The 12528-nt window shown below is 49.5% G+C and carries 8 protein-coding genes and 1 pseudogene; 7 read left to right on the top strand and 2 right to left on the bottom strand.

What is annotated here, in order from left to right; all coding sequences use genetic code 11:
- Positions 1–62: 62 nt before the first annotated feature.
- Positions 63–437 (bottom strand): annotated as a pseudogene (locus tag BUA14_RS12155) (twin-arginine translocation signal domain-containing protein); the annotation flags it as partial.
- A gap of 428 nt (positions 438–865) precedes the next feature.
- Here BUA14_RS12155 and BUA14_RS12150 point away from each other — a divergent pair.
- A complete protein-coding gene (locus tag BUA14_RS12150) occupies positions 866–4180 on the top strand; it encodes a cell wall-binding repeat-containing protein (protein WP_072772825.1) in 3315 nt (1104 codons plus the stop codon).
- A 66-nt stretch (positions 4181–4246) separates the two neighbouring features.
- On the opposite strand, the gene BUA14_RS12145 is transcribed toward BUA14_RS12150, so the two are convergent.
- Positions 4247–4924, bottom strand: coding sequence for a Crp/Fnr family transcriptional regulator (locus tag BUA14_RS12145; RefSeq protein ID WP_072772824.1), 678 nt, complete (start codon positions 4922–4924; stop codon positions 4247–4249).
- A gap of 151 nt (positions 4925–5075) precedes the next feature.
- Here BUA14_RS12145 and BUA14_RS12140 point away from each other — a divergent pair, with 151 nt between their 5' ends.
- The 6 genes from BUA14_RS12140 (at position 5076) to BUA14_RS12115 (ending at position 12428) form a co-directional block, all read left to right on the top strand.
- Positions 5076–6110 carry an ABC transporter substrate-binding protein gene (locus BUA14_RS12140; RefSeq protein WP_072772823.1) on the top strand — a complete coding sequence of 345 codons (1035 nt, stop codon included), beginning with the start codon at positions 5076–5078 and terminating at the stop codon, positions 6108–6110.
- A gap of 11 nt (positions 6111–6121) precedes the next feature.
- On the top strand, positions 6122–6889 hold the full coding sequence (locus tag BUA14_RS12135; RefSeq protein WP_072772822.1) for an ABC transporter permease: 768 nt from the start codon (positions 6122–6124) through the stop codon (positions 6887–6889).
- Entirely contained in the window at positions 6873–7559 is a 687-nt protein-coding gene (locus BUA14_RS12130; RefSeq protein WP_072772821.1) for an ABC transporter ATP-binding protein, read from the top strand. Before BUA14_RS12135 ends, BUA14_RS12130 begins: the two co-directional genes overlap by 17 nt.
- A gap of 31 nt (positions 7560–7590) precedes the next feature.
- The gene (locus BUA14_RS12125) at positions 7591–7932 is read left to right on the top strand and encodes a cupin domain-containing protein (protein WP_072772820.1); all 342 of its coding nucleotides are present in this window, start codon (positions 7591–7593) and stop codon (positions 7930–7932) included.
- Between the two features lie 2 nt (positions 7933–7934).
- Complete coding sequence (locus BUA14_RS12120; RefSeq protein WP_072772819.1) at positions 7935–8276, top strand: cupin domain-containing protein; 342 nt, start codon at positions 7935–7937, stop codon at positions 8274–8276.
- A 156-nt stretch (positions 8277–8432) separates the two neighbouring features.
- The gene (locus BUA14_RS12115; RefSeq protein WP_072772818.1) at positions 8433–12428 is read left to right on the top strand and encodes an acyl-CoA dehydratase activase; all 3996 of its coding nucleotides are present in this window, start codon (positions 8433–8435) and stop codon (positions 12426–12428) included.
- Positions 12429–12528: the final 100 nt, after the last annotated feature.

Raw genomic sequence — 12528 nt, 5'->3', positions numbered from 1 at the left:
AATCCATAGATCAAAATTCTGCAACTGAATTAAAGCAAAAGATGGACTGCCTTTTTAAAGTGAGGCAGTCCATCTTTATGCTTTAAATCTCCTTTTCCCGGATCGGCTCCAAAGACCTGATTTCTTTGGGCACGCCCTCTCAGGCAAGCTCTTTGCTGGAAATAATTCGGGTTGTCCGGATGGGTATCATCGGTTTTTTGCCGCACCACCACACCGTCCACCACATAGGCCTTGTTGAGACACCGTCCGCCCCAGTTATGCCAACAGGCGGCTGTAATCCATTTCCCTTCCTGAGACGTCATTTTATCAGCGTTTGCCGTTGTTAAGGAATTTCCACAACCGGCAAGGGATAAGCCGGCTGCTGCGGCAGCACTTGCCTGGATAAACCTTCGGCGGCTAATTCTGGAATGGGTGATTCTGTCGAAAAGACTTGCCATTTCTTAATAACCTCCTTGATTCTAAATCGTCACTTAAACGGTTTAACCGGATTCTATACTCTGCCCTCCTTTTAATTTAGTGTATTTTATGGGATTGTGACAACTATCACCACAAATGCTGATATAAAAATATTAATATAGTAGTGTTGGACGAAAGGTAAATATTAGCAAATTATTAATGCGAAATTATTTTTTGATTATTTTTAAGGGGCTTTTATTTACAACAGGCTGGCAGAAGCTTAAAGGGGTTTTGCCGGAGGATAGTCTTGTTTAGGGGAAACAGGCAGATTGCATAATTTGGGTGCTGCAGTTAATGACGGATCAAATGGAATAAATATAGCCTATGAAAACTGCTTAAATTTCTTTAGAATTTTAAGTGGCTTTTAATATTTGCGGCTCTCATTCAGATTGAGGAAAGTAGGGAAAAAATGACTAAAATTCGTGCCGGATGCAGGTTTTTAGTGGTTATGATTATCCTTTTATCACTATTCCCCGCAAATATGTTGGCGCTCAATACCGCCGGCAAAGAATCAAACCAGGCTCGGATCTCGGGAGCGGATCGCTATGAAACAGCGGCTCTGATCGCGCAAAGAGGCTGGGACAAATCTGATTCCGTCATTCTTTCCGCGGGTATGGATGCCAACCTGGTGGATGCATTGACAGCGGCTCCTTTGGCACGAACCAAGGATATGCCCATTCTTTTGACCTCCGGCCATAGCCTAAACAGTTTTGCCGGAGAGCAGCTCAAAAGGCTGGAAACAAAAACTGTCTATATCACCAGCGGACAGGGAGTCATTAAACAAGCGGTTCTGGATGAACTCTCGGCACTGAAGATCAACATCGTCCCATTAGGCGGTGCTGACCGTTATGAAACGGCCGTTAATATCGCTCAGGAGATTAAGAAGACCAGGGAATTGGACACTGTAGTGGTAACTACATCTTTATCCAATGCCGATGCTCTGACTATCGCACCGATTGCAGCCGTCAACGGCTGGCCGGTTTTGCTGACTGCTGCCAATACACTATCACCTGATACCGGCGGTTTTATCAATCAGGAGCAGATCGCCAAAACCTATGTCATCGGCGGCGTGGGTGCCGTTTCCCCAACAGTGGAGAAGGCCCTGCCTGATCCGACGAGAATCGGGGGAGCCAACCGGTTTGAGACGAATCTTAGAATTATTGAGAACTTTAAACATCAGCTCGATTTCAGTCAAGGCACTTATTTTGCCAACGGACTTAATGAACATTTAGTGGATTCTCTGGTCGGTTCAAGTTTGATCGCCAGAACATCCTCCCCGCTCATCCTTACGGAGAAAACCCTTAGTCCGACAGTCGGGTCTTATCTGGATGGTCATCCGGAAATAATCAAACCGATTATTCTCGGCGGGGAAGGAGCGATCGACTCATCGCTCCCGGCAAGATTCCAACAGACCCCATCCCTGGTGAGCTATGGGGAGCCGGGGAGCGTCCTTGGTTCACCGGATTCAGCAGATATCCAGGTTTTTGAGGGCAGTGTCCTGCTGCAGGGTGACAGCATAACCATAAAAAATGCGGTCATCGAGCGGGATCTGTTTATCAGGGGACAGGGAGCTGTTCTGGAAAATGTCACGGTGCGGGGAAAAATCTATACCAATCCTGAAAACGCAGCCAATACCCGGATCGATATGGTTCAAAGCCAGAGGATGGTGATTCAGTCCTATAGCGACAACGGAATTCATATCGATCGCAACGGCCAATATGGTCTGACAATTTATACGAAAGAGGAAGCGGAGGGCATTCATCTGGATTTTGAAGGGTGCCTGAAAGCTGAGAATGCCAGAGAACAGCTTGCGGCCATCGAATTCGCTTCCGGCAATGGCGTGGGGCAGATTCAAGTGGAAAGGGTGCTTGGCAGGCAGTGGCAGCTGACGTTTTCCGGGATATTCAATCAGCCGGTGGTGGTGGATAAGATGGCTTATGACCATGGCTCAGAAGCAATCCCTGATTATTTGAAGCCGGATATGCCTTTGGACATTACCTCGGCTCCCAACGCCATCAAGCGGCTGGAGATATGGGCGGAAAACGGTCAACTATTGACGCTGAGGGGTTACTTTGAGCAGGTCAAGGTCCACAGCCGGTTGAACCTGGTATTGGATGGGGGAGTATATGATGAAATCTCCCTCCTTGGCGATGCCGGTGTCAGTGTGCACAACCAGGCCGTGCTGAAAAATGTGCTTGCGGCCGGTACGAATCAATTATCCTTGACGCAGATGAGTAAGATCGATCATTTAAAAATAACAGGCAATGCTGTTTTAAGAACAGATGCCCATACTTCTGTTGCTCATGCTGAAGCTGCCGGAACCCAAAGTGTTATGTCTGGTTATGGTACAGTCAACGGCATAAGACTAAATAGCCCTCAGTTCGTTCCCGTCCCCGGTGCCAAGGAATTTACAGCGGTTTCTTATGCCATTGCCGTTGACCCGGAGGGAACTCCGTATCCGGTGGCTGGTGAGGTCAATCCATTGATGTTGACGCTCAAAGATAAAGCCGGGAAGACAGCCGCGGATGTTAACGGAGTTTTGGAGCTCACCGTCGCCAACGTCATCGAAGCCGGTGATGGGACTTACGGTTCCGTCAATGGAGCTGCTATTACCGGGACAGATTATACGGCCGGCATCACCATTCCCGTAACCTTTGAACAGGGAAAAGCAAGGGTGAATCTGGTTCTTAACCATGGGAAAGGCCCCACAGGCGATGCCCGGGTCGAGCAGGAAGTATGGTTCACCTTGAAAGGTCTTACCAGTTTAGGTTCGCACACCCTTAGATTCCAGGTAGCCGGGTATCGAGGCTATTCCCATGGCAAAGGGACTGAAGCTGATCCCTATATCATTTTTACGGCTGAGGAATTAAATGCGCTGCGTTACCATGTGGATGAAAAGGATATGTATATTGAATTGGGTGGGGATATTGATCTGGGTGTTTATCCTTATAATACCGGTGAAGGGTGGGTTCCCATCGAGGCATCCATTAAGAAGTTTGATGGAAAAGGGCATTTGATCCGCAATCTGTATATCAACAGGCCCAATGAAGATTATCAGGCATTGCTCCGCCGGGTCGGGTCAGGAATCCAAAATGTTGGCTTGCTTGATGTAAAGGTTACAGGCCGTCAACATGTTGCAGCCCTCACGATGGGTACTCAATTTATCGGGTCTGTTCTGGTTACGGGAAATATCTCCGGTGAGCATCAGGTGAGTGGGATCGCTGACGATGTAATGCAGATCAGCAGAAGCATGGTCAGGGCGGCTGTTTCCGGAGGCGATGAAACCAGCGGCCTGGTAAGAAACGCCTGGGACGTCTCTAACTGTTATGCTTCCGGCAAGATCAGTGGTACAGACAAAATAGGCGGTTTAACCCTAGGGGCCGGGTATTTTAGCGGGAATGTTTCTGATTTTTCAGCAATTACCGGTTCAGGCAAGGATATCAGCAGGATGGCGTTATCTATTTATCCTCAGGGTATGATAGATAAAAATCTGGCCTACGACGGAATGCTTTATAAGTTAACCCCAGGTGACAACGGCTCCACAGTATTTCCCAGGATGCCCGATTCAATCGGAAGCAACAACCTGGATGGAGAGAATAAGACTGCTGCTGAGCTGAGCGAGCAAGCAACCTATGAAGAGCTTGGCCCCGGCTGGAACTTTGATACCACATGGTCCATGGTGGATGGGCGGCCTGAGCTGAAGATGTTTTTAAGAAACCGCTAAAAATGGTGGAGGGATTGCCTCATACGGGGCAGTCCCTCCACCATTTTGCCTAAGGAGCGGTATCTTTTAAGAAATCAAATCATTTCTTAAAAGAATGATCTCATTTTTATAGAAATCGATCATCCCTTCATCCCGCATCAGACAAAGCTCCCGGGAGAGGGCGCTGCGGTCCACCCCCAGAAAGTTAGCCAACTCCTGGCGGTTGAAAGGGATATTCACCGTATTTCCGGAGCGGCCCACGGATTGCAAATAAATGAAGATCCTGTCCCTGATCTTTTTCTGAGATAAAATCTCTACTTTTCTGCTCAGAAAGATATTATTATCCACTACTTCTTTAAGCAGATTTAAAGCCACTTGCGAGGCATAGGGGCAAGTCAGGGCCTTTTCCGTATAAAGCTGGGAAAGACAGACAAACAGGACGCTGCTTTTCTGGACAGCCGTTATTTGCAATACGCCGTTGTCCATAGGATCAGCCTGGCAAGCCAAAGCTTCACCGAAAATATCTCCGGGATCAAATTGCTGAACATAATGCTCGGTGCCGGTCACACTGACCATGGACATATTGACCCGGCCGGCAAGAACAATGCCGGCACTTTTCAGGGGATCTTGCAGGCTATAGATGATCTCACCTTTGGCATAGTCTTGAATACGTCCGTTCAGACAGGAAAGAACATTAGTATATTTATCCGGTTGGATATTTTTAAAGAGAGGCATTGATTGCAATACGGAATCAATTTTTTTCATATGACCTCCTCCGGGTTGCTATAGCAACCGATTTACCGGCAAAAATCTGCTAAAACTATAGTGAGGTTAGCTTTTGCTAACCGTATTTTACCGCTTTGGGTTAGCTTTAGCTAACCTGGTGTTAGTATATATCAAAAAGGGAGGATTTTCAATGAAAAAGACCTTATCGAGGACTATACCAATACTGATCATGTTTTTCCTGATTTTGACCTTAGTGGCTTGCGGCACTGCCCAGCCGGCCCAGTCGGAAGGACCCAAAAACCAGGAAACTCAAGGAACTCAGGAAACAGCCTCAGAACCCATAACCATTAAAGTAGGTGTGCCCACCGCACCTCCGGCCCTGCCTGTTCTGCATATGATAGAAACCAAGGCCCTGGGTGAGAATGTGAACATCGAGCTGTCCATCTGGGATGAACCGGAAACCTTAATTGCTATGGTTCAGGATGGCGAACATGCATTGTTTGCTTTTCCCCTGACGGTGGTCTCCAAGCTCTATAACAAAGGTTTGGACGTGCGTTTAATGAATGTCAACACCTGGGGAGTCACTTACTTTTTGACCTCCGACCCTGATTTAAAAGAATGGCAGGATCTGAAAGGGAAAACAGTGTATGTGCCCTTGCAGTCCTCACCGCCGGATGCTTTAACCCAGTATTTCCTCCATGAAGCCGGTCTGGAAGTAGGTAAAGACCTGGAGATCATCTATGCTTCAACTCCGGAAATCGCCACACTCCTTGCTTCAGGCAAAGCTGCCTATGCAACCCTCATCGAACCCCAGGTGACAAGAGCCTTGCTGGCTAACCCCCAATTGCGGGTTGCCTTCAGTTTCGAAGAGGAATGGCAAAGGGTAACCGCTACAGAGACCAAAATACCTAATGCCGGTTTCGGAACAACCCAGAAATTCATCGACGCTCATCCGGAATTAACAGCCCAATTCCAGGAAGCCTATGCCCAATCCACCCAATGGGCTAATGAGCATCCTGAGCAAATGGGTGAACTGGCCGAAAAGTATTTGGGATTGAAAAAAGAGCTGGTGGCCAAAGCCTTGCCCAGTATGGGGCTGACCTTCCAAAGCGCCCAGGATTCCAAAACAGAACTGAAGATGTTCTATGAGCTGCTCCGGGATTTTGAACCCTCCATGATTGGGGGAAAGGTTGCCGACGACGGCTTGTATTATGATGGTAAGTAAGGGAGCGCACGGTGAAAAGTAAAGGATTGCTGACCAAGGACTCCGGTTACAAACTCCTGTCTTTCCTCATGGTCATCAGTTTGTGGAAAGTGCTGACGTTGCACTTTTCACCCCTGATCGTGCCCACTATGGGCAGTGTCCTGGCGGAGATCCATAAAATACTGACAAGTCCTGATCTTTATGCCATGATTCCCTTGACCGCCGGAAGGCTCCTGGCCGGCTTATCTTTGGGGGTGAGCCTGGGATTGGTGCTGGGGATTTTAATGGGGAACTTCCCGCAGGTTAAAGGGGTGCTGTCCCCCCTGATCGGGATCATGCAGACAGTGCCCCCCGTCTCCTGGGTGGTTTTGGCTCTGGTCTGGTTTGGGTTCAACGGCAAGCCTGCCGTCTTTATCGTCATCATTTCCACCCTGCCGGTGATCACCATCAACGTCTGCGCAGGATTTCGGCGCATCGATAAAAACCTGCTGGAAATGGCCTCACTCTATCGTTTTTCCAAGGTGAAAAGGTTAAGGCATGTGATCCTTCCCTCCATACTCCCTTATTTTAAATCCGCTTTCCAGATTGCCTTAGGGAGCGGCTGGAAGATCGCGGTCATGGCCGAAGTGCTGACCACCAGCGATGGGATTGGCGGGATGATCAAACTGGGACGGCTCAATGTGGAACCGGAGAGCATCATCGCCTGGTCCATCCTCGTTGTGCTCCTCTTTTATCTTTCCGATTTCCTCATCGGTAAGTTCTTGTTTAGGAAGGAAAAGAATTATGCTGCAACTCCATGAGATCAGTAAATCCTTCGGCACCCTTCCGGTCCTCAAAAAGGTAAGTTTCACTGTGAGAGATGGTGAAATCGTTGCCTTAATCGGACCATCAGGCTGCGGAAAATCCACCTTGCTCAATATTATTGCCGGCATCCAAACATCCGATGAGGGAGCTCTTTCCGGAGGGTCGGAGGCCATGGCCTATGTCTTCCAGGATGACCGGCTCCTGCCTTGGCGGACCGTCTGGGACAATATCCGGCTGGTCAGGGACAAGGAGAATCGGTCCGTGATTCAGGAACTGATCGATACGGTGGGTTTAAGGGGATTTGAGACCTATTATCCCGCCCAGCTTTCCGGAGGAATGAAAAAACGCTGTGGAATCGCCCGCTCCTTTTACTATGAAAGCCATCTGCTCCTGATGGACGAACCCTTTCAGGGACTTGATTATTGCTTGCGCAGGGAAATGCTCCATCTGCTCTTAAAAGTTTGGCAAAAGCATAAACAAGGAGTGCTGTTTATTACCCATGAGATCGATGATGCCTTAACCATTGCCAGCCGGATCATCGTCTTATCCCCCAGGCCCAGTGAAATCAGCAAAGAATTTATGCTGCCGGGACCGGAAGGACGGGATCCGGGTTCACCTGAGCTGACGGACATCCGGCGTGAGATTATTGCGGCAATCACGAATTAAGCAAATTAAGCAAATTAAGGAGGGAGAACACATGGCAAGGCTGAAGAATTTGCCCCAGGAGCGGCCCCTACCCCTGGCTTCGTTGATCAAAGCCCGTGAAAACCAAGTGCTCAGCATGGCTCTTGCTCAGAGCGACCGTGTACAAATCAGTTTATTTAGTTTCGCTGATGGGGAATCCGTCAGTGAAGAGGAGTATTTCGGCGATACCCTGTATCTTATCCTCCAGGGTGAAGCAGTCATCACTTTTGACGATCAAAAAATTGATTTAGTCCCTGAGGATGTGTTGATGGTTCCGGCTCACAAAATCCATGCCATAGCAGGCAAAGGCCGGTTTAAAATGCTGCAGATAACATTGATCAATGAGGAGAGATAAACATGACTGAAAAACTTATTAAAAATATTGAGCACTCCGCCCCATTTAAGTTTCTGGACTTAGTTGCATACGAACCAGGCAAAGTAGCCAGTTTGACCCTTGCGCAAAAACCCGGCGTGGGCCTGACCATTCTGGCCTTTGCGGAAGGGGAGGGGGTGAGCACCCATGCGGCTCCCGGAGATGCCATGGTCTATATTATGGACGGAGAAGCGGAAATCACCATTGCTGAGACCCGCTGCCGGCTTAAAGCGGGAGAAGGGATAGTTATGCCGGCCGGAATTCCCCATGCGGTACAGTCCATAACTTCCTTTAAGATGCTGCTGACGGTGGTTAAGAATTCCTAACCCTGAGCTAACCCGCCTTTGTCCCCCGCCCCGATAGGCGGCGGGCCAAAGGGCGGGTAAGTCCAGTATGGGCCCGACTGATAATCAAGGGGATGAATCCCCCTGAATTAAGTCTCGTTCAACCCATAAGGGCACGAAATTAAGGAGAGATAGACGATGTATAGTCTAGGGATAGACATAGGGAATGTTTCGGTAAAAGTTGTCCTGCTTTCCGAAACCCAAACCATACTGTATAGGAGATATGAACTCCATGGGGGAAAAGCCCTTGTGGCGGCAGCCAGGATTCTTAAAGAAATGACTGAAATCTATCCAGAAGAACATCTGTATGGGGCACTGACCGGAGTTTACGGCAAGGTTCTCGGGGATGAGTTTGGTCAGGTAAGTGATATTCCTGCTCTTGAATTGGGTCTGAAAGTTCTCTGCCCCCAGGCGAAATCCGCGATTGAAATGGGCTCCCAAAATGCCCGGTATTTAACCAGGCTTTCCGGCCATGCTTTGCCCTTGTATGGGGTTAATGAGAGCTGCGCCGGGGGCACAGGGTCTTTTTTTGAGGATCAGATGCGCCGCCTAGGCCTTGAGCTTGAAGATTATTCCCCCATCATCGCCAAGGCTCAAGGAGTTCCCAGACTATCGGGCCGCTGCTCAGTCTTCGCCAAAACAGATATGATCCATCGGCAACAGGAAGGGGTGCCCGTTGCCGATATCCTTTTAGGCTTATGCTATGCTGCCGTCAAAAACTTTAAAGCCACCATTGTCAAAGGGATGCCCATTGAAAAGCCCCTGGCCTTGTGCGGTGGAATTCTTAAGAACAAAGGGGTCATTCAAGGGGTAAAGAATGTTTTCGGCTTAACCGATGAGGAGTTAATCGCCGACGAAGACCTGATTTTTGTCCAGGCTGTGGGAGCAGCCCGGTATGCCTCGGCCAACCAGCTTCTTGTGCCCGCCTCTAAGCTGATCCATTCCTTCCACCGGACAGAGGCCCAGGTCAAACTGGGAACCTCACTTCCCCGGCTTAGCCCTCTTGCTCTCAGGGAGGGGACGAGGACTGAGGATCCCCAATGTCAGGAAATTGCGGAAGGGACCCATTGTCTCCTCGGTATCGACGTGGGCTCCACAAGCACGAACCTGGTGGTCGCCGATGGGGAAGGCCGTCTCCTTGATTTTCAATACCTGAGAACCCAGGGGGATCCCCAAAGGATGGTCCGGGAGGGTCTGGCCTCCCTTGGTGAGCGATTAGGAAGCAGACTGATCATTGATGCTGTAGGCGTAACCGGTTCGGGACGTCATTTAATCGGGGAAATGATCGGGGCCGATACGATTAAAGATGAAATCACCGCTCAGGCAAAGGCCGCCTTGAAGGTCAATCCTCATGCAGATACGGTCTTTGAGATCGGAGGGCAGGACTCCAAATATATTTCCCTGCAGAAGGGAGAAGTCAGCGACTTTCAGATGAATAAAATCTGTGCGGCAGGAACCGGGTCCTTCATCGAGGAACAGGCCTTGCGCTTGGGCATCCCCATTGAAGAGTATGGGGGGATCGCCTTAAAAGCCCAGTCCCCTCTGGATCTGGGGGAACGCTGTACTGTATTTATCGAAAGCAATATCGGGGCGGCTTTGGCCAACGGCGAGGAGAAACCGGATATTTTGGCAGGGCTGTGCCACTCCGTCATCCGCAACTATCTCCATAAGGTAGTGGGGAACAAGCCCGTGGGCCAAGAGATCGTTCTCCAGGGAGGGGTTTGCTATAACCCGGCGGTAGTGGCCGCCTTCCAGGGAATTTTCGGGGACAGGGTTCAGGTGTCTCCCTGTTTCTCGGTGAGCGGAGCCTATGGAGTGGCCCTGCTGGCCGGTGAAAGTATCGGGGTGAACCCCAGCCGCTTCCAAGGCTTTGACTTGTCCCCGCAGAATAAGGTCAAGTCCGCACAAGATAAGGCCGAAAGGTTAGAAATCAGCCTCAGCAGCCATAATAAGGATTTTAGCCATCATAACTACTTCGCTGAGGCCAAAAAGATGCTGCTGGGGGATTATACCGGAAGGATTGATCCGAAGAAGAAAACCATCGGGGTTCCCTATGTTTTGGTGATCCATAAATTCTTCCCTATGATCAAAGGTTTCTTTGAATCCCTGGGCTTCAATGTCCTTTTATCCGCTGAAAGCAATGAAAAGACCATTGCTCTGGCTCAAAACTATGCCCAGGCGGAAACCTGCTATCCTGTTAAGCTGATCTACGGTCATATGGAGGAACTGGCGGAAAAAGGGGTGGATTATATTTTCCTGCCCAGCATCCTGACCATGAAACATGAAACCTCCAAGGTGCATCACAATTATAGCTGTGTCTATATGCAAAAGGCTCCGGAATTTGTCTTCAAGACCTTGAAACTGGCAGAGAAGGGGATTCAGCTCCTCAACCCTGTCTTCAACCTTGATTACGGCAAGCCGGCTATGGCAGGAGCCATGATTGAGATCGGCACTTCTTTGGGAAAAATGAAGCCCTTTTGTGTCAAAGCCCTGGCGGAAGGAGCCATGGGGGTGCGCAGGTATACCGCTCAGGTGGAAAAGGCCGGCCGGGAACTGCTGGATTCTTTGCCGGATCAGGAAAAGGTCATCGTCATCATGACCAGGAATTATGGCATCAGTGATCCGGTGCTCAATATGGGCATACCCCAGGAGTTTATCAAAAGAGGATATAAGGTCATCACTTTGGGACATCTTCCCGGTCATGATCTGGATCTGTCCCATGAGTATGAGAATCTCTATTGGCCTTTTGGCCAGCACATTATCGGTGGCGCCAAAATTATCAAGAACCATCCCAATCTTTATGCAGTCTATCTTAATAACCACGGCTGCGGTCCGGATACGATGATTTCCCATCTTTTCCGGCAGGAGATGGGAGATAAGCCTTACCTGAATATTGAAGTGGATGAACATTATTCCAAAGTGGGAGTCATAACCCGTATTGAAGCCTTTATCAATACCCTTGAGCATCGGCCCGCCCCCGGGGAAGTGCAACGGGATTTTCTTAAAGATCTGCCCAGGCGGGAAGTTTCCTTAAGAAAAACTCCTGAGCCGGGTGTACCGGTCTATTTCCCCCATCTGTATCCTTATGCCGATTTGCTGGGGGATACGCTGAAGAAGCATGGCTATGAGGGGCATGAGCTCCCGCCAACCACGGTCTCCAGCCTTAATCTGGGGAAAAGCAAAACCCTGGCCAAGGAATATTTATCCTTTACGGCTCTGCTGGGAGATGTGCTGCACAAAGCTCAGGATCAGGAAAAGATGCAGGTGATTCTCCCCGCCACAGAAGGGGGAGAGATCGACGGACTCTACAGCCGGGTGATTTACGATATCCTGGCCAGAGAGCATATGGACCACGTCACGATTATTTCCCCCACCCTGGAAACCTTGCCTTTTCAATCGTCTTTATGCCCCCAGCTTTTTATCAGCATCCTGGCCGGGGATTTAATCCTGGCCGCCCCCGCGGCAACCAGAGAAGATCTTCGCCAAAGACTGAAGAGCCTTGCCTCCCTATCCATGGAAGATCTGCTGGAGGCCGCTCATGAGGTTGGTCGGGATCTCCGGGAAGTTCAGGATCTTCAGTCTCTCCGGGATGTTCAGGCTCTAAAGCCGGAAGCCGGGAAGGTAACCGTCCTGGGGGAACCCTATGTGCTCTACAATGCCTATTTAAATGGTGAACTATTTAAAGAAGTTGAGAAAAAGGGCAAAAAGATTGCCACGATGCCCTTGAGTGAATACTTGTGTTTTCTGTGGTACACCCGCTGTGAGAACAAAAAAGAGCGGGGAGTGGTGGCCGGATATATCTCACAAATGGAGCAGCTCTCCGCTGCCTTAGGGGAAAATACCCCTTTTGCCCCCAGCTTTGCTGATCTCTTAGCCAGTGCGGATGACCTTATTCCTGATTTCGCCGGGGCCAATGGCCGCTATCGCCGGGTCAAAACCATGGACTGGCAAAGGCAGGGGATTCCCTGTATCGAAGTGGCCTCCCTCTATGAAAATGCTCAGACCGTCCTGCACTTGCTGGGGGGTGAGGAGGATGGCCTGGTTCTAAGGCTGGGCTTTGATGAATCAGGTGTTGCCACCATGAAAGACAGGCTCCATTCTTTTCTGTATTATATGGAGAGAAACAAGGAATAAGTTGCGGAGTATCACTATTCTCAATGACTTAATGAGACTTTTCCGAAAGTGTCAGCAGACTTTAGCTGGCTGCTGTCAGGCAGAGCAAGTTTAGGAGCCG

This window comes from Desulfitobacterium chlororespirans DSM 11544 (assembly GCF_900143285.1).
GTDB lineage: Bacteria > Bacillota > Desulfitobacteriia > Desulfitobacteriales > Desulfitobacteriaceae > Desulfitobacterium > Desulfitobacterium chlororespirans.
The sequence above is the reverse complement of the archived record's forward strand: the minus strand, read 5'-3'. Positions and strand labels throughout refer to the sequence as shown.